22 protein-coding genes are annotated in these 22,933 nt (G+C 66.4%); 12 read left to right on the plus strand and 10 right to left on the minus strand.

Annotation, left to right across the window (positions count from 1 at the left end; genetic code table 11):
- Positions 1 to 9: 9 nt before the first annotated feature.
- Both HMI58_RS09940 and HMI58_RS09945 read right to left on the minus strand, forming a co-directional pair.
- Positions 10 to 1,992, minus strand: coding sequence for an acyl-CoA dehydrogenase family protein (locus HMI58_RS09940; RefSeq protein ID WP_171619436.1), 1,983 nt, complete (start codon positions 1,990 to 1,992; stop codon positions 10 to 12).
- 80 nt (positions 1,993 to 2,072) lie between these two features.
- Entirely contained in the window at positions 2,073 to 2,357 is a 285-nt protein-coding gene (locus HMI58_RS09945) for an acylphosphatase (RefSeq protein ID WP_171619438.1), read from the minus strand.
- A gap of 46 nt (positions 2,358 to 2,403) precedes the next feature.
- Between HMI58_RS09945 and malQ the strand changes: the two genes are divergently transcribed.
- The 5 genes from malQ (at position 2,404) to HMI58_RS09970 (ending at position 8,970) form a co-directional block, all read left to right on the plus strand.
- Positions 2,404 to 4,533 (plus strand): 4-alpha-glucanotransferase, encoded by a 2,130-nt coding sequence (gene malQ, locus HMI58_RS09950; protein ID WP_171619440.1) that lies wholly within the window; start codon positions 2,404 to 2,406, stop codon positions 4,531 to 4,533.
- A 146-nt stretch (positions 4,534 to 4,679) separates the two neighbouring features.
- Positions 4,680 to 5,036 (plus strand): STAS/SEC14 domain-containing protein, encoded by a 357-nt coding sequence (locus tag HMI58_RS09955; RefSeq protein WP_318779186.1) that lies wholly within the window; start codon positions 4,680 to 4,682, stop codon positions 5,034 to 5,036.
- Positions 5,037 to 5,039: 3 nt separating this feature from the next.
- Positions 5,040 to 6,617 (plus strand): EAL domain-containing protein, encoded by a 1,578-nt coding sequence (locus tag HMI58_RS09960; protein ID WP_171619444.1) that lies wholly within the window; start codon positions 5,040 to 5,042, stop codon positions 6,615 to 6,617.
- Positions 6,618 to 6,626: 9 nt separating this feature from the next.
- Positions 6,627 to 7,415 (plus strand): class I SAM-dependent methyltransferase, encoded by a 789-nt coding sequence (locus tag HMI58_RS09965; protein ID WP_318779183.1) that lies wholly within the window; start codon positions 6,627 to 6,629, stop codon positions 7,413 to 7,415.
- Between the two features lie 151 nt (positions 7,416 to 7,566).
- The gene (locus HMI58_RS09970) at positions 7,567 to 8,970 is read left to right on the plus strand and encodes an OFA family MFS transporter (protein WP_171619446.1); all 1,404 of its coding nucleotides are present in this window, start codon (positions 7,567 to 7,569) and stop codon (positions 8,968 to 8,970) included.
- Positions 8,971 to 9,176: 206 nt separating this feature from the next.
- On the opposite strand, the gene HMI58_RS09975 is transcribed toward HMI58_RS09970, so the two are convergent.
- Positions 9,177 to 10,160, minus strand: coding sequence for an aldo/keto reductase (locus tag HMI58_RS09975; protein WP_171619448.1), 984 nt, complete (start codon positions 10,158 to 10,160; stop codon positions 9,177 to 9,179).
- A 107-nt stretch (positions 10,161 to 10,267) separates the two neighbouring features.
- On the opposite strand from HMI58_RS09975, the gene HMI58_RS09980 reads away from it, so the two are divergent.
- Complete coding sequence (locus tag HMI58_RS09980) at positions 10,268 to 11,056, plus strand: NAD(P)H-binding protein (protein WP_171619450.1); 789 nt, start codon at positions 10,268 to 10,270, stop codon at positions 11,054 to 11,056.
- A 155-nt stretch (positions 11,057 to 11,211) separates the two neighbouring features.
- On the opposite strand, the gene HMI58_RS09985 is transcribed toward HMI58_RS09980, so the two are convergent.
- Positions 11,212 to 12,693, minus strand: a complete 1,482-nt coding sequence (locus HMI58_RS09985; RefSeq protein WP_318779182.1) for a glyceraldehyde-3-phosphate dehydrogenase — start codon at positions 12,691 to 12,693, stop codon at positions 11,212 to 11,214.
- Positions 12,694 to 12,926: 233 nt separating this feature from the next.
- On the opposite strand from HMI58_RS09985, the gene HMI58_RS09990 reads away from it, so the two are divergent.
- The 4 genes from HMI58_RS09990 (at position 12,927) to HMI58_RS10005 (ending at position 15,566) form a co-directional block, all read left to right on the plus strand.
- A complete protein-coding gene (locus HMI58_RS09990) occupies positions 12,927 to 13,766 on the plus strand; it encodes an ACT domain-containing protein (RefSeq protein WP_171619454.1) in 840 nt (279 codons plus the stop codon).
- A 50-nt stretch (positions 13,767 to 13,816) separates the two neighbouring features.
- Positions 13,817 to 14,773, plus strand: a complete 957-nt coding sequence (locus HMI58_RS09995) for an acyl-CoA thioesterase (RefSeq protein WP_171619456.1) — start codon at positions 13,817 to 13,819, stop codon at positions 14,771 to 14,773.
- A 122-nt stretch (positions 14,774 to 14,895) separates the two neighbouring features.
- The gene (locus HMI58_RS10000; RefSeq protein ID WP_171619458.1) at positions 14,896 to 15,078 is read left to right on the plus strand and encodes a hypothetical protein; all 183 of its coding nucleotides are present in this window, start codon (positions 14,896 to 14,898) and stop codon (positions 15,076 to 15,078) included.
- Positions 15,075 to 15,566, plus strand: a complete 492-nt coding sequence (locus HMI58_RS10005) for a MarR family transcriptional regulator (protein WP_171619460.1) — start codon at positions 15,075 to 15,077, stop codon at positions 15,564 to 15,566. Before HMI58_RS10000 ends, HMI58_RS10005 begins: the two co-directional genes overlap by 4 nt.
- A 40-nt stretch (positions 15,567 to 15,606) precedes the next feature.
- Here the strand turns inward: HMI58_RS10005 and HMI58_RS10010 are convergent, their stop codons facing one another.
- Entirely contained in the window at positions 15,607 to 15,900 is a 294-nt protein-coding gene (locus HMI58_RS10010; protein ID WP_171584425.1) for a DUF4287 domain-containing protein, read from the minus strand.
- 114 nt (positions 15,901 to 16,014) lie between these two features.
- Here HMI58_RS10010 and HMI58_RS10015 point away from each other — a divergent pair, with 114 nt between their 5' ends.
- Positions 16,015 to 16,506: a GNAT family N-acetyltransferase gene (locus HMI58_RS10015; protein WP_318779181.1), complete on the plus strand. Its 492-nt coding sequence runs from the start codon at positions 16,015 to 16,017 to the stop codon at positions 16,504 to 16,506.
- A 195-nt stretch (positions 16,507 to 16,701) separates the two neighbouring features.
- On the opposite strand, the gene HMI58_RS10020 is transcribed toward HMI58_RS10015, so the two are convergent.
- The 4 genes from HMI58_RS10020 to HMI58_RS10035 form a co-directional block, all read right to left on the minus strand.
- Positions 16,702 to 17,169 (minus strand): ASCH domain-containing protein, encoded by a 468-nt coding sequence (locus HMI58_RS10020; RefSeq protein WP_171584678.1) that lies wholly within the window; start codon positions 17,167 to 17,169, stop codon positions 16,702 to 16,704.
- A 123-nt stretch (positions 17,170 to 17,292) separates the two neighbouring features.
- The gene (locus tag HMI58_RS10025) at positions 17,293 to 18,468 is read right to left on the minus strand and encodes an MFS transporter (RefSeq protein ID WP_225668020.1); all 1,176 of its coding nucleotides are present in this window, start codon (positions 18,466 to 18,468) and stop codon (positions 17,293 to 17,295) included.
- Between the two features lie 4 nt (positions 18,469 to 18,472).
- Positions 18,473 to 19,210, minus strand: a complete 738-nt coding sequence (locus HMI58_RS10030) for a GntR family transcriptional regulator (protein WP_171619462.1) — start codon at positions 19,208 to 19,210, stop codon at positions 18,473 to 18,475.
- 67 nt (positions 19,211 to 19,277) lie between these two features.
- A complete protein-coding gene (locus tag HMI58_RS10035; RefSeq protein ID WP_171619464.1) occupies positions 19,278 to 19,505 on the minus strand; it encodes a hypothetical protein in 228 nt (75 codons plus the stop codon).
- Positions 19,506 to 19,578: 73 nt separating this feature from the next.
- On the opposite strand from HMI58_RS10035, the gene HMI58_RS10040 reads away from it, so the two are divergent.
- Positions 19,579 to 22,467 (plus strand): FAD-binding and (Fe-S)-binding domain-containing protein, encoded by a 2,889-nt coding sequence (locus HMI58_RS10040; RefSeq protein ID WP_171619514.1) that lies wholly within the window; start codon positions 19,579 to 19,581, stop codon positions 22,465 to 22,467.
- Here HMI58_RS10040 and HMI58_RS10045 read toward each other — a convergent pair whose 3' ends face one another.
- Complete coding sequence (locus tag HMI58_RS10045) at positions 22,468 to 22,917, minus strand: pyridoxamine 5'-phosphate oxidase family protein (RefSeq protein ID WP_171619466.1); 450 nt, start codon at positions 22,915 to 22,917, stop codon at positions 22,468 to 22,470.
- Between the last annotated feature and the right edge of the window lie 16 nt (positions 22,918 to 22,933).

Here is a 22,933-nt window from a genome sequence, read left to right on the forward strand (position 1 = left end):
GCGGCGGTGTCAGCGGTATTTCCGGTGCAGGTTGGGCCGGGTTGAGGGACCCTCTGGCCGGGGTGCGATCCACGGCCCGGTGCCCTCGGACTGGTCAATGATCCCCTCCTCCAGCCAGGTGTAGGTGCCGTCGAGGATCTGCCGGGACAACCGGCGGTCGGAGGAGTCGGTGTTGCTCCATAGGTCGGTGAAGAGCCGTCCGATCCGCCCCCGGGATTGCAGGCAGAACGCGTCGGCCAGCTGATAGGCGGTGCGGCCCTCGTCTGGGTCCTCCGAGCGGAGCAACTCGGCGCGCGTGCAGACTGCCGCCATCGCGAAGAGTTCGGCGCCAATGTCAACGATCCTGCCGAGGAACACCTGCTTGTGCTCCAGCCCGGCCTGCCACCGTCCCATCCCGAGGAAGGTGTTGCGTGCCAGACGCCGGGAGGACCGTTCCACAAACCGCAGGTGTTTGGCGAGGCTCCCGAAGTCGCCATAAGCCGCAGGATTAAGTCCCTGGCCTGCCACCAGCCTGGGTAACCAGCGGGCGTAGAACCCGCTCGCCCCGACCGCCGCCCTGGCCTTCGCGGCTAGGTCAGCGTCCGACGACGCCAGGTCGCCGGCCGCCGACAGGTGGGCGTCTACTGCCTCCCGGGCGATCAGCAGGTGCATGATTTCGGTGGATCCCTCGAAGATCCGGTTGATCCGCAGGTCCCGGAGCAGCTGCTCGGCGGCCACCGCGCGCTCCCCGCGGGCACGCAACGAGTCGGCGGTCTCATAGCCCCGACCGCCACGGATCTGCACCAGTTCGTCGGCCACCCGGCACGCCATCTCACTCGACCACAGCTTCGCCAGGGCTGCCTCAATCCGGACGTCCACCTGGTTGCTGTCGGCCAGCGCCGCGGAGAGTTCGAAGACCGCCTCGAGGGCAAAGGCTGTTGCCCCGATAAATGCGATCTTCTGGCCCACGGCCTCGTGCTGACCCACCGGGTGCCCCCATTGCACCCGGGCGTTGGACCATTCGCGGGCGATCTTCAGCGACCATTTGCCCGACGCGGCGCAGATGGCCGGGATCGACAGCCGGCCGGTGTTCAGCGTGGTCAGGGCGATCTTCAGTCCCTGACCCTCCCGTCCCAGCCGGTTGGCGACCGGCACCCTGACATTGTCGAACCGGGTGACCCCGTTTTCGATGCCTTTCAGCCCCATGAAAGTGTTCCGGTTTTCGACGGTGATGCCGGGGGAGTCGGCTTCCACCACGAAGGCGGAGATGCCGCCTTTGCCGCCATCGTGCGGCGGGACCTTTGCCATCACCACCACCAGTTCGGCGATGACGCCGTTGGTGGTCCAGAGTTTGCTGCCGTTGAGGACGTAGGCGTCCCCGTCGAGCGTTGCGGTGACGCCCATCCGCGCGGGGTCGGAGCCGACGTCGGCCTCGGTGAGGAGGAACGCCGTCACCGCGCCAGCAGCACAGCGCGGCAGATACTGTTGTTTTTGCTCGGGGGTGCCGAAGACCTTCACCGGCTCGGGGACACCGATTGACTGGTGCGCCGAGATGAGCGCCCCGATACTGGGGTGGACCGAGCTCAGCAGCATCAGCGCCCGCCCGTAGTAGGTCAGTGACAGCCCGAGGCCGCCATACTCCTGAGGGATTTTCATCCCGAAGACGCCGAGAGCGGCGAACCCGCTGAGGTACTCGTCAGGTATCTGCGCGTCGCGTTCGATCCGACCGCCGTCGAGAGTGGCTGCAAAAGCGGCCAGGTCCTTCAGGAACGCTTCGCCGTGCTCCCGATCGGCGGTGGTTGACACCCGGTGCGGGTGGATCAGCCCCAGATCGAAGCTGCCCAGGTACAGGCCCTTGGCGAAGCTGGGCCGGGTCCACACGGTTTCACGGGCCGCTTCGGCCACCTCGCGCGCTTTGCGGTGGGTGACCGGCGGGCCGCCAGCGTCCGGCGCAACCGGCGGGGTCGCATCGGGGAGTACCTGATCGGACTGTGGCTGAGTTTCGGCGCTCATGGCTGACCCCTTTGCTCAGGTGGGTCGCCGCGGGTCGGTGACCCAGTGGAGCTGTGCCCTTATGCTACTCCCGGGTAGCTTTATTCGGTCCGGAAATCGGCGAATTCCCCGGTCGGCACGCTGTACGTTTCGATGACGTTGTCCACCCTGCCGGGGGCGCCAGCGGAGTTGAGCCACTCCACCAGCGAGCGGATGGCGGTCTCCGGCCCTTCGGCGACAATCAGCACCGAGCCATCCGTCCGGTTTGAGGCAACGCCGGTCAGGGCCAGCTGGCGCGCCTTTTCACGGGTGTAGTAACGGAATCCGACCGCCTGGACGGTTCCGCTGATGGAGGCGGTGAGCCGGGTCCACTGCTGGTCGTTCATCACCCCAGCGTAGCGAACCACCCTCCGACCCCCTAGGTTTGAAGGTATGCCTGCAACAGAAGCACCCCCTTCGTCCACCCCGCCCGAGCCTGACCTGCTGCACCGTCTCGCCGAAGCTCACCACGTGGGCACCGCATTCCGCGGCTGGGACGGCACCGAGAAGAGCGTCAGCCCGCAGGCCCTCACCAAAGTGCTCACCGCGCTCGGCGTGGCCTGCGAGACCGGGGACGAGGCCACGCGGTCACTGACCGAGTCCGAGACGGCGCCGTGGCGCCGGACGCTTCCACCCGTCGTCGTCGGCAGGGAAGCCGTGGCACAGAACGTTCCGGTCACCGTTCCCGCCGGGACCACGCCCACCCTCCGCGTGGTGCTTGAGGACGGCGGGCACCGGGACCTGGCGCTCGCCGACGTGCCCGGGGAGCATGCGGAGGTCGACGGCGAAGCCCGGGAGCGAGTGCACTTCGCGCTCCCGGCAGATCTGCCCCTGGGCTGGCACACCCTGCACGCCGGACCAGTGGATGACGGCGACGCCGCTCAGTGCACACTGGTCATCACCCCGCAGCGGCTGGACACCACCGCGCGCCTGACCCGAACCTGGGGGTTGATGGCGCAGCTGTACTCGGTGCGGTCCGCGGATTCCTGGGGTATCGGGGATATCGCCGACCTGCGGGAGCTCGCCGCGTTCTCGGCCAGCCGTGGCGCCGGTTTTGTGCTGATCAACCCGCTGCACGCCGCGGAGCCCGCGCCGCCGGTCGAACCCTCCCCGTACCTGCCCTCCACCCGGCGGTTCTTCAACCCGCTCTACCTGCGGGTCGAAGAGGTGCCGGAGTTCGCCGCGCTCACCACAGAGCAACGCTACGCCATCGAACAGCAGGCAGCCGCCCTGAAACAAGCCAACCAGAACGCTGAGATCCTCGACCGGGACAGCAGCTACGCGGCCAAGCTGAGCGCCCTGGAAGCCATCCACCAGTTACCGCTCACCGCCGAGCGTCAGCGCAGCTTCGAGGAGTTCCTCAGCCAGGAAGGGCCGGGGCTGGACAGCTTCGCCCTGTGGTGCGCACTCGCCGAAACCCTCGCCCCGGGGGCCGCCGAGTGGGATGACCCCGACTACATTGAGGCGCAGCGAGCTGAACTGGCCGACCGGATCCGATTCCACCTGTGGCTGCAGTGGCTTTGCGACGAGCAGTTGGCGGCCGCGCAGCGGGGCGCCCTCGACGCGGGGATGACCATTGGGATCATCCACGACCTGGCCGTCGGAGTGCACGCCCACGGCTCCGATGCCTGGTCGCTGCGCGGCGTCCTGGCCGACGGGATCAGCGTCGGCGCACCACCTGACATGTTCAACCAGCAGGGCCAGGACTGGAGCCAGCCACCCTGGCACCCCGGCCGGCTCGCCGAGTCCGGGTACGCGCCGTACCGGGATATGCTCCGCACCGTCCTCAAACACGCGGGCGGCATTCGCGTTGACCACATCCTCGGGCTGTTTCGCCTCTGGTGGATCCCCGCGGGCGGCTCTTCCGGTGACGGGACCTACGTGTACTACGACCACGAGGCCCTCATCGGCATCCTCGCCCTCGAGGCGCAGCGGGCGGGCGCCGTCGTCATTGGTGAGGATCTCGGCGTGTTTGAGCCGGGGGTGCAGGACTACCTGGCCGAGCGCGGGATCCTCGGCACCTCGATCCTGTGGTTCGAGCACGACGACGGCGGCCCCCGCCGGCCCGAAAACTACCGTCAGGCGTGCCTCACGTCCGTGACCACCCACGATCTGCCGCCCACCGCCGGGTACCTGGCCGGTGAGCATGTTGACCTGCGCGAGTCGCTGGGCCTGCTCAACCGTCCGGTCGAGGAAGAGCGGGCCGCCGACCAGGCCGCCCAGGAGTCGGTGCTGTCCCTGGTGCGGTCGGTGACCGGGCCGACCGCCGAAGGATCGGCAGGCACCGTGGAGGAAACCGTCGAGGCGTTGCACCGGTTCATCGTGCGGACCCCGTCGGTCCTGTTGGGTGTCGCGTTGACCGATGCGGTCGGGGAGCGGCGCACCCAGAATCAGCCCGGCACCAAGGATGAGTACCCCAACTGGCGGATCCCACTCGCCGGTCCGGACGGCAAATCGGTGCTGATCGACGACCTCCCCGGCAGTGAGCGGTTCGCCGCGCTCGCCCGGGTAATGGCCGGCTGATTCACACGACGCTCTTTAGTACCTGGCGGGCGTCGTGGAGATCTATGCTATATCCATGGTCTTAGCTCCACCGGTGCGCGCCCCGCGCGTGCCAGCCCGATGGGAACATCCGGCGATCCGTCGTGGCTGAGTCCCTTCCGGACGGGATTGAGGGGATTGACGCGACCCTTGCGCTGGGAACCGACAGCATCCTGCGGCTGCGCTGGGCGAGGGGAATCTCGATCGCCGAGGAAGATGCCCGCCGCGCGATGGACTGGGTAAACGAGTTGTGCGCTGGCGCGCGCCATCCGATGCTGGTCGACATGGCGACCACCAAGGCCGTGAGCCGTGGTGCTCGGGAAGTGTTTGGTTTGCCGTGTGCGGCGTCCAGGATCGCGCTGCTGGGGTCCTCCCAGGTGGACAAGGTGATCGCCAATTTTATCCTGGGGGTCAGCGCCCTCCCCTGTCCCACCAGGTTCTTCACCTCCGAGACCGATGCGACCGACTGGTTGAGGCAGGAATAGCCAGTGGAAGATCTCCCCGACCAGCGGCTCGACGCCCTTGTCGAGGGAATCGTCCGGCTGTCCTCGGGAGATCTGTCGGCGCGGCTTGAGGTGTCACCCGCCCGGGATTCAGTAGACGCGGTAATCAGCGGGGTGAACCTGCTCGCCGAGGAACTGGAGTTCCTATACAAGGAGCTGGAACAGCGGGTGCAGGACCGGACCGCCAGCTTGCACGCAGCCCAGGTCGAACTGGAGCGGCTGGCAATGTACGACAGTCTGACGGGGCTGCCCAACCGCTATATGCTGCGGCGTCGGATCGATTCCGAGATGGTCGCCGCCGCGCAAGGGATGGACCCGGCCGCGCTGATCCTGCTGGACCTCGACGCGTTCAAGGCCGTCAACGATAGCCTCGGCCACTCGGCGGGAGATGAGGTCCTGATCGAGGTGGGGCGGCGCCTGACCTCGGCGGTGCGGGACACCGACACTGTTGCCCGGCTTGGAGGCGACGAATTCGCGGTGCTGCTGCCGCAAACCTCCGACCGGATTGCCCTGGAGATCGCGGGCCGCGCCCTGGAAGCCCTGCGCCCGGAGATGATGGTGTCGGGAATCAGTATCCGCACCTTCGCAAGCATCGGCGTGCGGTGTGGTGAAACCGGTCAGACCGGTGAGGACCTGATGCGGGACGCGGATACCGCGATGTATGTGGCCAAGAAGCGGGGCCGGGGCAATGTCCAGGTATTCGACCCAGCCATGTTGAAGGCCACGCACGAGCGGTTCAACACCCTCGAGGAGTTACGCCGGGGAATTCCGGTCGGCGAGTTGAGGGTGCACTACCAGCCAGTAGTGTCGCTGACCACCTCTGCAGTGGTGGGGGCCGAGGCGCTGGTCCGCTGGCAGCATCCCCGCCGTGGGCTCCTCCATCCGGAGGACTTCATCGGGATCGCCGAGGAGAGCGGGCTGGTCCTGGACGTTGACGAATGGGTGATCGGGGAAGTCACGTCCCAGTTGGGAGACTGGGAGCGCCTGCTCACCGGCCGCAACTTCGCGGTGCGGGTTAACCTTTCGGCCGCCACGAGCAGCACCCCGGGACTGCTCGGACTCATCAAACGGAGACTGGTCGATCACGCGGTTCCGTCCGGACGGCTCATCGTCGAGATCACCGAAACGTCGCTGATGACCGACCCGGGTGCCAGCACCGCGAACCTCCGGGCGCTGCGCGCGCTGGGGGTCGGCGTCGAAATTGACGACTTCGGTACCGGGTACTCCTCCATCAGCTACCTGCGGAAGCTCCCGGCGCAGGCCGTGAAGATGGACAGCTCGCTCATCGAGGACATTGCGAAGGATCCGCGGCAGCAGAAGTTCATTGCAGCCGGCCTGCAACTCATCGAAGCGGCCGGGCTCACCTCCATCGCGGAGGGAATCGAAACCGCTGACCAAGCCCGGATCCTCGCCGACATGGGGTGCTGCCTGGGCCAGGGCTACTTCTTCGCCAGACCGATGAAGGCCGCAAACATGGCGGGGGTCATCACGGGCGGACTGGACGGCGCTGTTGACCGCGACGCCCCGGCCAGGAATCGGACCAACGACGAACCCAGGGCATAGGCTAGGCGGGTGTCTCCCCTGAAGAAGTACCTCCTGCTGCCCTCCATCATCAGGCTGTCCTCACGGGTGCCCAGGAACCGGAACACGGCCTGGGAGGGCTATTGGGGGCGGATCCAGAGAACCGGTGCCGACGGGGATGTGCTGTGGGACGCCGGCACTGACCATGAGTTCGCCAGTTTTTTGCCCGCACTGCAGCGGACCCTGAACCCGGCCCTGCCCGTGGTGGATGTGGGGTGCGGCCACGGCAGCTTCACCCGCCTCCTGGCGGGCCACTTCCCACAGGCCATCGGCGTTGACGTCGCGCCCGGCGCGGTTGCCCGAGCCCGGGAGCAAACCACCGACCTGCCTAACGTCGATTTTCGTGCCCTCGATTGCACGGCCGCGGGTGCCGGAGACCTATTGGCTGCCGAGTTGGGCGACTGCAACGTATTTGTCCGCGGGGTTTTCCACATCCTCGATCCCGCGGCACGGTCTGCCCTGGCCGCGAACCTGCTGCCCCTGGTGGGCCAGCAGGGGCGGGTCTTCCTTGTCGAAACGAACTTCCGGGGCAACGCTCTGGACTACATTGCCCGTCTGGGTGCCTCGCCGCGTCGGATTCCCCGGCCGCTTAAACTGGCGATCGCCGGCCTGCCGAAACCCGGCCATTTCGGGCCCGCCGAACGGCTGGCGGCGTTTGACGACAGCGACTGGACAGTCCTCGAGGACGGGTCGGTCACCATTGACGCGGTGGCCATGAGGACGAAGGGCCAGCCGGAGCAGATCCCCGGCTATTACGCCGCGCTCGCGCCGCGGGCCTGATCCCCGGGGATTTCGGGCACTCAACGGCTGTTCAACAGACGGTGTGATCTTCGTCTACCCTTAGGAAGTTGAACATTGAACATTTGAACGTAGCGTCCGTGGCTGCCGTCCAGGCTGCACCCCCACGCTCTCCGTGACGAAGGAGTACTTGATGAGCTGGCTTGCCCGTGAACACACCATCGCCCCGCCCGGGTTTAACCGTTGGCTGATTCCCCCCGCAGCGCTGGCGGTGCACCTGTGTATCGGCCAGGCCTACGCCACCAGCGTGTACAAGACCGCACTGGTTGAGCACTTCGACGCGAGCCTGACCCAGATCGGTGTGATCTTCTCGATCGCCATCGTGATGCTGGGCCTCTCCGCCGCAGTGATGGGCACCTGGGTGGACAAGAACGGCCCCCGCATGGCCATGTTCACCTCAGCCCTGTTCTGGACCAGCGGTTTCCTCATCGGCTCGCTCGGCATCTTCACCAACCAGCTGTGGCTCGTCTACGTGGGCTACGGGTTCATCGGCGGCATTGGCCTGGGCATCGGTTACATCTCGCCTGTCTCCACCCTCATCAAGTGGTTCCCGGACAGGCCAGGACTGGCCACCGGCATGGCCATCATGGGCTTCGGTGGCGGCGCGCTGATCGCCAGCCCTCTGTCCACCCAGCTGCTGCGGATGTACGACCCGAACTCGGACGCCGAGGGCTGGGTTGCCAGCGGCGAAGCGGTCGGCTTCCTCTTCCTCACCCTTGCTGCCGTCTACCTCGTGTACATGATGTTCGGCGCGTTCACCATCAAGGTGCCCGCAGCTGACTGGAAGCCGGAAGGCTTCGACCCGTCAACGCTGAAGTCCAAGCCTCTTGTCACCACCGACAACGTCTCAGCCAAGAACGCCATCAAGACCAAGCAGTTCTGGCTGGTCTGGATCGTGCTCTTCTGCAACGTCACGGCCGGCATCGGCATCCTTGAGCAGGCGTCCCCGATGATCCAGGACTTCTTCCGCCAACCGGACGGCACCACGGCAATCACCGTCGCCGTCGCTGGCGGCTTCGTGGGTCTGCTCTCGATCGCTAACATGGGTGGCCGGTTCGTCTGGTCCTCCACCTCCGACATTGTCGGCCGCAAGCGGATCTACATGGTCTACCTGGGTGCCGGCGCGGTACTGTACGCAGTGCTTTCACTGTTCGGTTCAAGCACCACCCTGTTGTTCGTGGTGCTGGCCTTCGTGATCCTGTCCTTCTACGGTGGTGGATTCGCTACCGTTCCCGCGTACCTGCGTGACCTCTTCGGCACCTACCAGGTGGGCGCCATCCACGGCCGACTGCTGACCGCCTGGTCCGCAGCCGGTATCGCCGGACCCCTGATCATCAACGGCTTCCTCGACGCCCAGGGCATCCCGGGCGAGCTCACCGCTGCTGCCTACCAGCCAGCGTTGCTCACCATGGTCGGCCTGTTGATCATCGGCTTCATCGCCAACCTGATGATCAAGCCCGTCGACTCGAAGTTCCACGAACCCAAGGCGGCACCCGAGACCGGGACCGGCGCTAAAGAACCTGCAATGGAGGTATGAGATGAAGGCAGCAAGCACCATTTTCGTATGGGCCCTGGTGGCACTGCCCCTGGCCTACGGGGTCTTCCAGACCATGACCCGCGTGTCGGCACTGTTCGGCGCCTGACGCCGGGCATCTACTAACAGCACCGTATACGACGGCGGCCCCCACCCTCGCAGGGTGGGGGCCGCCGTCGTTAATGCGGTGCTAGCCGGAGGCCGAGAAACTACCAGCGGGGATGGATGGCTTCGCGGAAGTGCCGGTCGTAGATCTTGGCGACACCCTTGTTGAGCTCAGCGCCGAGAGCGCCGGTGTCGGCAGCCGCGGCGTTGGCGCGTGCCTGCTCCACGGTGCGGGCACCAGGAATCACGCTGGTGACTCCGTCCTGGGCCGCAATCCAGGCGATGGCCGCCTGGGCGGTGGTGACGCCGTCGGGAACCAGTTCCTCGAACTCCTTCACCGCGGTGAGTCCGGTGGTGAAGTCGACGCCCGAGAACGTCTCACCGACATCGAATGCTGACCCCGTGCGGTTGTAGTTCCGGTGATCGTTCTCGGCGAACGTCGTATCCTTCGAGTACTTGCCCGACAGGAGGCCCGAGGCCAGCGGGACCCGCGCGATGATGCCGACATCGGCGGCCTTCGCTGCCGGCAGCACCTCGTCGAGAGGCTTGAGCCGGAAGGCGTTGAGGATGATCTGGATGGTGGCAATATTGCCGTGCTTCAGGGCGCCCAGGGCCTCGTCGGTGCGTTCAACGCTGACACCGTAGTTGCGGATGGCGCCTTCGCTGACCAGGGTGTCGAGCGCATCGTAGACCTCCGCGTCCGAATACACGGACGACGGCGGGCAATGCAGCTGCACCAGGTCGAGGGTGTCCATGCGGAGGTTGGTGCGCGACCGGTCGATCCACTGGCGGAAGTTGGCCAGCGTGTAGTTCTCCGGCTGTTGTTCCACCCGGCGGCCCATCTTGGTGGCGACGGTGATGTCCAGCCCGGGGTTGTCCGCCAGGAAGGCGCCGATGGTTTGTTCGCTGCGCCCATCGCCGTACACATCGGCGGTGTCGAAGAAGTTGATCCCCGCGTCGACTGCGGCGTGGAGGATCGCGGTGGCGTCCTTCGGGTCGACATCCCCCCAGTCAGCGCCGAGCTGCCAGGTGCCCAGCCCTACGGTCGAAACGGAGCGTGCGGTTTTGCCTAGAGTTCGTTGTTCCATGCTTCGACTCTAGTAGTCCGGCGCGGGTAACCTCCGCTTCCGGGAGTCCGGACGGCCTAGGTTCCGCCCTCTGGCACGTCCTTCCACCCTCGCGTACCCTGAGGGCCATGGCGAAAGTAGTGGTTGTCGGGGGCACAGGCCTGGTGGGTCACCACGTGGTGGACGAGTGCGTCAGACGCGGCCACCAAACACGCTCAGTGAGCCGCCACGTTCCCGCCCATCACTCGCGCCGCTGGGTCTCAGGTGCCGAGTACGTCCAGGCCGATGTGACGGAAGGCGACAATCTGGCTGAGGCGCTGGACGGGGCCGACGTCCTGATCGACGTCCTGGACGGCCGGGTCGGGAAAGGGGCAAGAGCGCTCGACGACGGCGCGCTGAACCTGCTGGCGGCCGCCCTCCGGACCGGGGTGCACCGGGCGGTGCTGCTCTCGATCGTCAACGCGGATCGCGCGGACTTCTCGTACTACCGTGCGAAGGTGCGGCAGGAGAAGATCTACCAGAACTCGGCGGTCCCCTCAGTCATCGTGCGGGCCACCCAGTTCCATAACCTCGTGGCCGGAGTGTTTGACGCCGGAGGGAAGGTGGGACTTCTGCCGGTCCTGAAGGGCGCAGCGTTCCAGCCGATCTCCGTCCAGGATGTGGCGGGCGCCCTGGCCGATGCGGCAACCCACGAGCCTGCCCCCACCGGAGTGATCAACATCGGCGGACCGCGCGTGCTCGCCATGGCCGAGCTTGCCCGGATCTACCGCGACGTCACCGGAACCACCAGCCGGCAGGTCACCGTCCCGTTGCCCGGTGCGCTGGGCAAATTTTTCAGCAGCGGCGACAACCTCGCCCCGGACAGCCCGGTCGACGGGCTCTCCTTCGAGGACTGGCTCCGCCACCGCTCGCCGTAAGGACCCTGTTCCGAGCAAGATCCCCTGACGCGGCCGCCGACCCGGGGCCGCCGAACGCAGAATCGCCGGTTAGGGCAAGATCCGCCGCTAGCAAGCGGCGAACCTGATCCTAACCGGCGATTCTGGTGGCGGTGCTGTGGTGCGGGCGGCGTGTCTTAGACCGCGGAGGACCGCACGGTGGCCGCGACGGGTTCCTTGGCGGGGAACGACGGCGGGTTCACGCCGGCCATTTCCTCCATGACGCGAACCACCTGGCAGCTATAGCCGAATTCGTTGTCGTACCAGACGTAGAGCACCAGGTTGGTGCCGTTCGCGATGGTTGCCAGCCCGTCAACAATCCCGGCCCGGCGCGAGCCGACAAAGTCGGTCGAAACGACGTCGGGCGAGTCGATGTAGTCGATCTGTTTCCGCAGATCGGAGTGCAGCGACGTCTCGCGGAGGTAGGTGTTGACCTCGTCCTTGCTGGTGCCGTCGGCCAGGGTGAGGTTGAGGATGGCGATCGACACGTCGGGAGTTGGTACGCGGATGGAACTGCCCGTCAGCTTGCCCTCAAGCTCGGGTAGCGCCTTCGCGACGGCCTTCGCTGCGCCGGTCTCAGTGATGACCATGTTCAACGCCGCCGAACGGCCACGCCGGTCGCCCTGGTGGAAGTTGTCGATCAGGTTCTGGTCGTTGGTGAAGGAGTGCACCGTCTCCACATGCCCGTGCACGACGCCAAACCGGTCGTTGATCGCCTTCAGCACCGGGGTGATGGCGTTGGTGGTGCACGAGGCGGCGGTGACGATCTGGTCGGTGGGCAGGATCGTGTTGTGGTTGATGCCGTGCACGATGTTCTTCAGGGCGCCCTTGCCCGGTGCGGTGAGGAGCACGCGGGCGATGCCCTTGCTCTGCAGGTGCTTGGACAGTCCCTCCTCGTCGCGCCAGCGGCCGGTATTGTCGACCAGCAGTGCATCCCTGATGCCGTAGGCGGTGTAGTCGACGGTGGAGGGGTCGTTCGAGTAGATGACCTGGATGTGGACACCGTTCGCGGTGATCGTGTTGGCTTCCTCGTCAATCCGGATGGTGCCCTCGAAGCTGCCATGCACCGAGTCGCGGCGGAGCAGGCTGGCCCGTTTCATCAGGTCATTGTCGGCGCCCTTGCGGACCACGATGGCGCGCAGGCGCAGCCCGTGGCCACCGCCGGCCTTCTCGATGAGGAGTCGGGCGACCAGGCGGCCGATACGGCCAAACCCGTAGAGCACGACGTCGGTGCTGGTGCGTTCGTCAGCGCCGCGCTTGTCGACGACGTCAGCCAGTTCCGCCCGGAGGAAGTCCTCCAGGGAGGCCCCGCCGCCGTCGGCCTTGAACTTCTGGGTGAGCCGGGCGATATCGATGGCCGCGGCACCCAGATCCAGGTCCACCAGGGTGCGCAGCAGCGGTGCGGTCTCCTCCAGGAACAGCTCTTCCTTGCTGATCCGGCGGGCAAACCGGTGGGCTTTGAGGATGTTCATCGCCGACTTGTTGATGAGGCTCCGCCCGTGAATGCTGATCACCACGTTGTTCTCGCGGTACAGCCGCCCGATGACGGGGATCATTCCCTCGGCCAGAGCCTCTCGGCTCATCCATGTGTCAAGGCATTCCGATGGGTCGCGGTGCACTATCAGTCCCTTCCTGCCGCTGGGGGTTCCAGCGCTGTGTCCGGCCAGCTGCCCTGGTCGGGCGGACCCGGTCTGCGGGTGCTGGCTCAGTCGCGCGGTCCGCCCGGACGACGGTGTCGGGGGCTTCGGTGGTGCGCGGGTAGTGACCCCAGAATATCGTCCCCACGGCGTTTGGTGATAAACGGTCACGACATCGCAATGCAGGCGAAACAGCTGGACCGCATGCTGGAGGTATGAAGCGACACCTGACCCATGCGGCGACTGCCGACCTGATCTGTGATTCGTGCGGTCAACTTCCCGAACCGGGAAAGACCCGGGTGACGCTCGCCAATGTGGCGGTGATGCTCCCCATCGAGTTGCTGGTGCACGCCGCCGTGGTCAACACCCACCTGCCGTACCTGGCCAAGGTGTTGGTCCTGGCGGTCACGGCGACCGCGCTGGTGATCTTCGTGGCTGACCCGGCGGCTGCCAGGCTGCTGCGTTCCTTCCTTCACGCTCCGGCGATCCGACGGCGACGCCGTCTCGACACGGCGGCGGCCCTGTGGCGGGCGCGCGTCCTGGTGCGTGACGAACCCGGAGCGTTGGAGCGGATCACGCGGCGGCTGGCCCGGCTCGACATCAATATCCTCAGCATCCACGTGCACCCCGCCGAGCTCGGCACGCTGGACGAGTTTGTGCTGTCCGCGCCGGGCGGCCTCAGGGAGGATGACATTCTGGGGGTCCTGCACGACGCCGGCGGGCGGGCTGCCAGCATCTGGCCGACGACGGCGCTTGCCCTCGCGGATGGGCAGACGAAGGCGTTGACGCTCGCGGCCCGGCTGACCCGGGATCCCAGCGAGCTGCGGCATGTGGTGGCCGAGTTGCTGTCCGCTGAGGTGGTGCAGCCCTGTGAGGTGGCGCCGCCGCCGTCGTCGTCGACGGACCGGACCATCCTGAAGATCCCGACGGCCTGGCACGGGCCGTTGCTGTTCCGGCGGACGGGCGAGCCGTTCACCCTCGCTGAATCCGCGCGGGCGCACCGTCTCGCGGAGATTGCAGAGAGTGTGGAGCGTCAGCCGGTCGGTGGCGGCTAACCGTCGACACAGATAGCCGCGGCCGGGCGGTTGTGAGCAATACTGTCTCCATGGATCAGACCAACTCGGTGACCTTGCGGTTCCTGGCCGCGCCCACAGACCTCGGGCACAGCGGGTCCGTCGATGCCGGGACGGTGCTGGAGTGGGTGGACAAGGCCGCCTACGCCGCCGCGGTCGGCTGGGCGAAAAGCTACTGTGTCACCGCGTATGTCGGCAACATCCACTTCTCCGACCCGGTCAACGTGGGCGACATGGTGGAGGTCGAGGCGACCATCGTGTACACCGGCCGGTCGTCGCTGCACATCCAGACGGTTGTCTCGTCTGGTGATGTAAAGGGCAGCGGGCCCACCATGCGCAGCCGGTGCCTGGTGATCTTCGTGGCGGTGGGGGAGGACGGCAAGCCGGTCCCGGTCCCGACGTACGAGCCGTCAACGCCAGAGGAGATCAGTCGTCGCGACGCGGCCATAGCCCGCATCGCCGTGCGCGAAGAGATCGTTGAGGCGATGCGCGGGCAGGTCTACACCGATGAAGGCACCGCCGAGAAGGTAGTGCTGCGATTCCTTGCCGCGCCCACCGACGTGAACTGGGGTGGGAAGGTACACGGCGGCACGGTCATGGACTGGATCGACGAGGCCGCCTACGTCTGCTCGGCGCGATACTGCGGGCAGGACACTGTGGCGGTGTTCTCCGGCGGGGTGCGGTTTTACCGTCCGCTGCTGATCGGCGACGTGGTCGAGGTGGAAGCGCGGCTGGTCTACACCGGAAACAAGGGCATGCACATTGCGGTCCACGTCAGGTCCGGGAGGCCCACCGAGGATGAGATGCACCTGACCACCTACTGTCTGACCGTCATGGTGGCCCGGGATGAGACGGGGACGGCCGTTGCGGTTCCGGGGTGGATTCCCCGGTCGGAGGAGGACCGCCGGCTGGAGGCCCATGCGCGGGAGCTCTTGGAGATCAGGGGCCGGGCGCCCGGGAACCGGCTCCCGAATCACCTGAGCAGCTAAGGCGGATGTGGCGTCGTTCGGTTTGGTTAGTGCACTAACTGTTAGTAGACTAACTATTGCCGATACTTCCCCCGTTCTAAGGATCACACATGGCTCGAAAGACCTCTTTTACGGTCCGTTTCATGAAAGCCACCAGTAAGCTTCAGATGTTCCTGGGCCCTGCAGCGCGCGGCAACACCGAGGGGAAGATCGTGTATCGGGGCGACGCTGCCGAACGCGGTAGGCAGCAAGAGCTGGAGCAATGGGAGATAGTCCGAAACGCCGACGGGTCGACGTACCTCAACCCCCGGACGCCGCAGCGATGAGCATTCCTCCCAAAGACGTCTCCCCCGAGGCTAATAGCACGGACACCAGTCCTGCCGCAGAGGATGATCTGCTGCTTGAGCACCAACTCTGTTTCGCCCTCTCGGTAGCCTCCCGAAGCGTGGTCAACGCCTACCGCCCCGTTCTGCAAGACCTCGACCTTACGCATCCTCAATACCTGGTGATGCTCGCCCTATGGGAGCAGAGCCCGCGGACCGTAAAATCCTTGAGCGGAGTTCTCCTGATGGAGTCCGCGACCCTCTCACCAATGCTCAAACGCCTTGAAGCGTTAGGGTTCATCACCCGGGAACGGGTTAGTGGGAATGAACGGGCCCTTAACGTAGGCCTGACCGATGCTGGAATGAAATTACGTGCGCAGGCGCTTTCTGTGCCCGGCACGATGATGGAACGCTTGAACCTTTCCCGAGACCAGGTAAGCGAACTGAACCGCACCATGCGTGCGCTTATCGCCGCCACATCACAGGACTAGTGTTTCTTAGCGAGAGCTCGCCGGGATACTTCTCCAGCGTTCAGTAGTCCTCTGGCTTAGTGGCAATACCATCCAGCCACAGGTGATCCTTCGGGTCATTGTGGGTGGTCCCCGTGCCTACGTGTTTGCTACCGATGCTGTCGCCCTTCGTGATGACATGCACCATGGCCATACCGTGACCCCGGCCAAGTCCGTACTCCTCAGAGAGCCAAGTCAGGATGGGACCTGCCTTGGTGTCCGGACCTAAGCCGCGCCGATGAGCGATTTCGATCAGCTCGCGCGGGGTTAGCCCCGTCTTCTTTTCGACCGCGTCGAGGTAAGCCTGGAATGACATGGATCTCCCTTCCCTTCGGGCTACTGTGCCGCATCTGCTGAGAGTTCGCTAGCCCATCTTCACTGAAGATAGCGCTCCGGCTACGGGTCTCGTGGGGCGAGATAGGGTGGGGGAGTGCTGTGCATCACTCCATTTGTTGAGAGCCAAAGGGAAGACGTTCTGGCCTTATCACTGCGCGCGTGGGAACCGGTCTTTCCCTTAGTCAAACAGGCCGTATCTCCTTTTGTTTACGATGCTTTCTACCCCGAAGGGTGGAGGGAAAGACAGCACAACGACCTTGCGGCGGTCCTCGACAACGAGCCTGAAAACGTAAACCTGGCGTTTGTCGGCGCGGATCTAGCCGGATGGGTATGTACCCGGCTGCACACGGAGGACGGGATGGGCGAAGTCTATGTACTCGCGGTGGATCCCCAGTTCCAGCGACAGGGAGTTGGGCGCGCCCTCATGCGACATTCGTTCGAACGATCAAAAGCCGCGGGGATGCGAATGGTCATGGTGGAAACAGGGGATGACCCCGGCCACGCCGCAGCCCGGCAGGCGTACGAAGCCGTTGGCTTTGAGCGGTGGCCGGTAGCCCGCTACTTCAAGGACCTATCCGAGGAGTAGGAGCCCTGCCGTGTGTATGAGCGACCGGCTGGGAACCGAGCGGTCACACTCGGGCCCCGAGTCATCGCGGTAACCTCGGTTGAGAACACAGCCTCTCAAAGTGTTTGTAGGCGCATCGGGATGAAGCATCAGGGTGCGACGAATGACTATTACAACGCAACGTGTGAGCTGTACCTGGCAGAGGCTGCCGGACGTCTAGCCTAGGGCGGAGTCAGCATGTTCCGGCGGCCACACCACGCCAAAACGCTCGAACACGATCTCATCGCTTTCGGACCAGTGCCGCCCCTGGGCTGCTGCTACCCGGGTCCAGTACCGGCGGTGTTCGCGCCGCCAGCTCTCCAGGCTCAAATCGTCCTCGCCTTCGTCGACGGCGAACGCAGCATCTGCACTGGTGAAATCACCGATCCGGAGTTCCAGGCTGCGAATGATGATGCGAGGTATCCCACCTCCGTCACAGGCTATCCAGTGGGATCCGATGCGGGGCACCTGATCGCCGCGGGCGATGAAGTCGAGCACAAGCTCCGCCGTCGCACGCTTCCGTCCGCTGAGGACATGGGCAAGCAGTTCATCAGCCAGTCGCCGGGTGTCTCCGAAATGTTCGATCGTGTACTCGGGTGACGCCGCGACGGCCTCGGGATGAGCGGCGCAATAGTCCTGCCACATCCGAATACCTGCTTGCTGGTCTACGGGGGCGACAGATTGAGATTCCACCACACCATCGTGCCAGAAGTCGCACCGCAGGCCGACCAGCTCGGGACGGTGTCCTGGACTTCTGACGGCTGACACTCAGGAGCGTGCCGCAGCCAGGACTCCAAGGGTTGCCACCCCAGCCATGGCCAGTGCCATCGCCGGATATCCTCCGAGCAGCCCCGCGAGGAGAGGCCCCGCTGCTGGAGCCAGAGCACCGACCGCTGTCACCGGCGCCACGAACACGCCCTGCACGGCCCCGAAGTTCGCGGTACCCCAGCGGTCGGCAACCGCTGTCGCCTGGAGCAGGGTGACGCAGCCGCGGACCGCGCCCGCCAGAACCGTCACCGCAATGAGCGCAAACGCCGGCCCGGGCAGCAGACCCAGTAGCCACAGGCTGGTCGCGCCCGCGGCCAGCAACAGCACCGCACGGCGCACCGGGTTCGCCTTCCCAGGGAGAACGGCGAAGAACAGCCGGCCGATGACCTGGCCCACCCCGATCAGGCTGAACGCGAGCACAGCGGTCCGGTAGTCGAGGCCGCGTTCCAGCAGGAGGGGAATCAGGTTGAACGTCACCGCGAAGAGGGCAAGGGTGGCCGCTGCAACCGCCACCTGCAGCATGATGAACCGACGGCTGCGCGTCGTCACCCGGACGTCGCGGGTGACTGCCTGCCGGGGTTGAACAGGTACCGGTACCGACCACTGCGCATTCAGGAAGAACCAGTGCAGCGGGATGGTGACTACCGCCAAGGCGACCGCGAGCACCACGTAGGCCGAGCGCCAACCGACACTCTCGATCAGCAGCGCCGTCAACGGCGCGTAGATCGGCGACGCAAACCCAGCAACCAGGGTCAGGGTGGTCAGGGCACGTACCCGGGCCGGCCCATACCAGCGGGTCAGCACCACAAAGGCGGGTTGATAGAACACGGCGGCCTGCGCCAGCCCTGCCACCAGCCAGGCCGCAACAAAGACGGGCAGGTTCGGGGCCGCTGCCACCAACAACAGTGCAGCAACACCGACCAGGCTGCCGGTCACCATCAGGCGCCGGGGTCCGCGCTGGTCCAGCAACCGGCCCACCCAGATCCCCACCACCGCCGAAACAATTAGCCCGGCAGAGAACGCGGCGGTGATCGCTGCTGCGCTCCACCCCGTGTCCTGCGCGATGGGCACCACGGCCACGGGCAATGAGTAGTACAGCAATCCCCAGCTCGTGGTCTGGGTGATGCACATTGCGGCGAGCCCACCCCGGGGGCGCCGCTCCACCTCTTCGGTCATCCGGTTACCTGTCGCCCGGTCCGGACACCGGATCGACCAGGTCCTCCCACAGCGACGTATCCGTGGCTCCCATTGCACCCCGCAGGAGCAGCTTCCCAGTGGAATCCAGGTGGAGGCGCATGGCGGCACCGGCGGCGCCCGGGTCGCCGTCGTCAATCGCGTCCAGGATGGGCCGGTGCTCCCGGTACACGTCGTCCAGGGACCGCGATTGTTTGATCGTCGACGCGCCGACCAGCCGCGTGGCATCCCGCAGGTTGTCAATGATCCGGGCAGCGTGCGCGTTGCCGGCGAGATCCAGCAGCAGCCCATGCAGGCGCTGGTCGTGCAGCATGAAGGCCGTTTCGTCGCCCGCGAGCACCGCCTCCTGCATCGCCAGATGCTCGGCGTGCAGGGCAACCCGGTCCACGTCGGTGGCGCGGACTGCGGCCCGTTCCGCTGCGGGCACCTCAAGGGCCAGCCGGACGGCGATGATCTCGGTCAATTCCCTGGCGCCGGGCACCACCACCCGGAACCCGCGGTTGCGTTCGAACGCCACCATCCCGGTTTCCGCCAACCGCAGCAGTGCGTCGCGGACCGGACTGCGGGAGACACCCAGTTCATCAGCCAACCGGTAGACCGAATACAGCTCGCCGGGGACCAGTGAGCCGTTCCGGATTCCCTCCCGAACGGCCTCGATGGTCCGGTCGGTGAGGGACGGCGGCCGCGCGGTGGGGGTGCGGGCGTCGTCGTCGGCGGGTGACATGACTCCAAGGGTAATGCGCGACGGCGGCGCACCCGCCGTCCGCGCAGCGTGCCGGACGGAAAGCCGCCTAGAAATCCTCGCGGTAGGCGTGAACCAGGGTGGGATTGGGGTTGAACTGGCTGGTGAACGCCTCGTCAGCCTTCCGCCGCCGTTGGATGACCACCTCATTGACCAGGGTCAGGAGGACGGCGGCAACGGGGAAGCAGAGAGCTAGGGGCAGCTCGACAGTGCCGGCCATCATGGGCCAGAAGGACAGGATGAACAGCAGGGAGGTCACATGCCGTAGATACTCCATGAGCCTCACGCTACGTTCCCCATGTGGGTTCCACAATGGTTCAGGGAAGGATGGGCTGGACACGGTGAGTAACATGTTACTCATGGCGACGACGCTCACAGCACCCACCTCCCTGGTTTCCGAACTCCAGTCCCGGGGCGTCCCCGACGTACGGGTGGACCCAACGTCGCGCGCCACCTACTCCTCAGACGCCTCGCTGTACCGGGTGCAGCCCACCGCCGTCGTCTTCCCCCGCCATCTCGACGAGGTGTTGGCCACCCTGGACGTCTGCCGGGAACGCGGGATCCCCTTCACTTCCCGCGGCGCGGGCACCTCTCTGGCCGGGAATTCCATCGGCGCCGGCGTGGTGATCGACTTCAGCCGCCACCTGAACCGGGTGCTGGACTTCGACGCCGAAACCCGCACCGCCGTCGTCGAACCCGGCGCCGTGCACGCCACCCTGCAGAAGGTGGCCCTGACCCACGGGCTCCGCTTCGGACCCGACCCGTCCACCCACACCCGCTGCACCGTCGGCGGGATGATCGGCAACAACGCCTGCGGATCCCGGGCACTCGCGTACGGTCGCACCGCCGACAACGTGACCCACCTCGACGTCGTCACCGGCTCGGGCACCCGGCTCTACCTTGGCGCGGACGGCACGCCGTCGTCGCCGGAAACCGACGCCCTGCGCTCGCTGGTGGGCGCCGAACTCGGCACCATCCGGACCGAACTCGGCCGCTTCGGCCGTCAGGTCTCCGGCTACTCCCTCGAGCACCTGCTCCCGGAACGCGGCTTCGACCTGCGCCGGGCGCTGGTCGGCAGCGAGGGCACCCTCGCCGTCGTGCTCGAGGCCGGCGTGCGGCTCGTCGTCGACGCACCGCACAAGACCATGGTGGTGCTCGGGTTCGACACCATCGGCGACGCCGGCGACGCCGTCACTTCCGTCCTGCCCTTCCGTCCCACCGCCTGCGAAGGCCTCGACTCGCGCATCGTGGAGGTGGTCCGTTCCAGGAAGGGACCGCAGGCGGTACCGGAACTGCCCGGCGGTGCAGCCTGGCTGTTCGTCGAGATCTCCGGGGACGACGCCGTCGACGTCGCAGATCGCGCCGGACGCCTCAGCGCCATCGAGCAGGCCAGGCACGCACGGATCATCACCGACCCGCGGGAAGCGCTGGCGCTCTGGCGGATCCGTGAGGACGGCGGCGGACTCGCCGGCCGCTCACCCGCCGGCGCACCCGCCCACGCCGGTTGGGAGGACGCCGCTGTGCCGCCGGAACGGCTCGGCGATTACCTCCGCGAATTCGACGACCTGCTGCTCACCCACCAGCTGACCGGGTTCCCCTTCGGCCACTTCGGCGACGGCTGCGTCCACATCCGCCTCGACTTTCCCCTGGGCCACGACGGCACCACAGTCTTTCGCGCCTTCCTCACCGACGCCGCGAAACTGGTGGCCCGCTACGGCGGCTCCCTCTCCGGTGAACACGGCGACGGCCGCGCCCGCAGCGAACTCCTGCCCTACATGTACTCGCCCGCAGCCATCTCCCTGTTCGGGAAGGTCAAGGGCATCCTCGACCCGGACAACATCCTCAATCCCGGCATCCTCGTGAACCCGGAACCGCTCGACGCGAACGTCCGGGTGGCCGAGGCGGGTCCACTGCGCTCCAAACTGGGCTTCGGGTACCTGCACGACGACGGCGACTTCAGCCAGGCGGTCCACCGCTGCACCGGCGTGGGGTTGTGCCGGGCGTCGCACGCTGACAACAGCTCAGTGATGTGCCCGTCCTACCTGGCCACCCGGGAGGAAAAGGACTCCACCCGGGGCCGGGCACGGGTGCTGCAGGAGATGATCAACGGGTCGGTCACCGGCGGCACCACGGGCGGGAAACCGAACTGGCGGGCACCCGAGGTACACGACGCCCTGGACCTTTGCCTGTCCTGCAAGGGGTGCGCCTCGGATTGCCCCACCGGCATCGACATGGCCGCCTACAAAGCCGAGGTGTTGCACCAGAGCCACAAGGGCCGGATCCGGCCCGCTTCGCACTACTCGCTGGGCTGGCTACCGCGCTGGGCGAAACTGGCCGCCTTCGCACCTCGGCTGGTGAATGCCCTGGTCCGGTTACCCGGCGTCCGTCAGCTGGGACTCCGGCTGGCCGGCGTCGACCAGCGGCGCTCCATCCCCGCGTTCGCGCCGCAGACCTTCCACTCCTGGTTCACCGCGCGGGCCAGCGCCAGTGCCGGAACCAGTGTTAGCGCCGGAACCAATGCCAAGGACCGGCCGCAGGTGCTGCTCTGGGCGGATTCGTTCACCAACAACTTCTCGCCGGACGTAGGACAGTCAGCGGTACGGGTGCTGGAAGCCGCCGGCTATGAGGTGCTGATCCCCGACGCGCCGGTCTGCTGCGGTCTTACCTGGATTTCGACCGGCCAGCTCGATGCCGCCCGGAAAATCCTGCGCTCCAGCGTCACGGTGCTGGGGGAATCGGTTGACCGGGGCATTCCCATCGTTGGCCTGGAACCGTCCTGCACGGGCGTGCTCCGGTCCGACGCCGTCGAGCTGCTCGGTCACGCCACGGCCGGTCGGGTGGCCGAGGCCACCCACACCCTCGCCGAGTTTCTCGCGAAGGCCCCCGGCTACACCCCACCGTCGCTCGTTGGGACCTCTGTTGTTGCGCAGCCGCACTGCCACCACCATGCGGTGATGGGCTGGAGCCCCGACGCGGCCCTTCTGGAGGGCGCGGGTGCCACGCTGCAGAAACTTGGCGGGTGCTGCGGTCTCGCAGGGAACTTCGGTGTGGAGCGCGGGCACTACGACATTTCGGTGGCGGTCGCCGAGCAGCAGCTCCTCCCGGCAGTCCGGGGAGCCACTGACGCCGCCGTCGTGCTGGCCGACGGGTACTCCTGCCGGACCCAACTGGAGGACCTCAGCGAGCGCCGCGGCATTCACCTGGCGCAACTGCTGGACCCGGAACGACCCGAGGGGTAGCTAATAGGTCGGGTGGACGCGCCGTCCACTGATCTTGTCGGCGGTGATGCCGAAGAAGAGGTTGCGCTGGCCGGGGGCCCACGGCTCGTCGGTGGGCCGGCCCCACAGCGTCGTCAGCAGTTCGGGGTCCGCGACCCGTTCCACCCTGCCGTTGACCAGGATGGTCCAACCGCTCCGGGCAACCGTGTCGATGTGGTCGAACTGGAACGCTGCCCGCTCCAAGGCGCTCCGGGCGATCACGCCGTCTTCAGCGGTGCGGAAGTACACGCCCCGGTCGTAGACGATGCAGTTCAAGGGGAAAATCGTCACCAGCCCCTCGTTCAGGAACCCGATCCGCCCCGTGGTTTGCCCAGCTATCAGAGCCCAGCATTCGTCGGTGCCCAGCGGCTCGGAGGCGCGGAGAAGGCCGGGACCGTCCCAGAATTCGTCGTTGGTGGTGGAGGAGGTCATGGAAAGCCTTCTTTTG

It is taken from the genome of Arthrobacter sp. 147(2020) (assembly GCF_013116715.1).
Taxonomy (GTDB): Bacteria; Actinomycetota; Actinomycetes; order Actinomycetales; family Micrococcaceae; genus Arthrobacter_D.

Bases quoted from the DNA above. Each gene is read 5' to 3' on its own strand.
- HMI58_RS10005 (WP_171619460.1), top strand. From the start codon at position 15,075: ATGAGCATTCCTCCCAAAGACGTCTCCCCCGAGGCTAATAGCACGGAC.
- HMI58_RS09945 (WP_171619438.1), bottom strand. From the start codon at position 2,357: ATGAACGACCAGCAGTGGACCCGGCTCACCGCCTCCATCAGCGGAACC.
- malQ (WP_171619440.1), top strand. From the start codon at position 2,404: ATGCCTGCAACAGAAGCACCCCCTTCGTCCACCCCGCCCGAGCCTGAC.
- HMI58_RS10030 (WP_171619462.1), bottom strand. From the start codon at position 19,210: ATGTCACCCGCCGACGACGACGCCCGCACCCCCACCGCGCGGCCGCCG.
- HMI58_RS09990 (WP_171619454.1), top strand. From the start codon at position 12,927: ATGAAGCGACACCTGACCCATGCGGCGACTGCCGACCTGATCTGTGAT.
- HMI58_RS10020 (WP_171584678.1), bottom strand. From the start codon at position 17,169: ATGTGGCAGGACTATTGCGCCGCTCATCCCGAGGCCGTCGCGGCGTCA.
- HMI58_RS09995 (WP_171619456.1), top strand. From the start codon at position 13,817: ATGGATCAGACCAACTCGGTGACCTTGCGGTTCCTGGCCGCGCCCACA.
- HMI58_RS10025 (WP_225668020.1), bottom strand. From the start codon at position 18,468: ATGACCGAAGAGGTGGAGCGGCGCCCCCGGGGTGGGCTCGCCGCAATG.
- HMI58_RS09970 (WP_171619446.1), top strand. From the start codon at position 7,567: ATGAGCTGGCTTGCCCGTGAACACACCATCGCCCCGCCCGGGTTTAAC.
- HMI58_RS10010 (WP_171584425.1), bottom strand. From the start codon at position 15,900: ATGTCATTCCAGGCTTACCTCGACGCGGTCGAAAAGAAGACGGGGCTA.
- HMI58_RS10040 (WP_171619514.1), top strand. From the start codon at position 19,579: ATGTTACTCATGGCGACGACGCTCACAGCACCCACCTCCCTGGTTTCC.
- HMI58_RS09980 (WP_171619450.1), top strand. From the start codon at position 10,268: ATGGCGAAAGTAGTGGTTGTCGGGGGCACAGGCCTGGTGGGTCACCAC.
- HMI58_RS10045 (WP_171619466.1), bottom strand. From the start codon at position 22,917: ATGACCTCCTCCACCACCAACGACGAATTCTGGGACGGTCCCGGCCTT.
- HMI58_RS10000 (WP_171619458.1), top strand. From the start codon at position 14,896: ATGAAAGCCACCAGTAAGCTTCAGATGTTCCTGGGCCCTGCAGCGCGC.
- HMI58_RS10035 (WP_171619464.1), bottom strand. From the start codon at position 19,505: ATGGAGTATCTACGGCATGTGACCTCCCTGCTGTTCATCCTGTCCTTC.
- HMI58_RS09940 (WP_171619436.1), bottom strand. From the start codon at position 1,992: ATGAGCGCCGAAACTCAGCCACAGTCCGATCAGGTACTCCCCGATGCG.
- HMI58_RS09975 (WP_171619448.1), bottom strand. From the start codon at position 10,160: ATGGAACAACGAACTCTAGGCAAAACCGCACGCTCCGTTTCGACCGTA.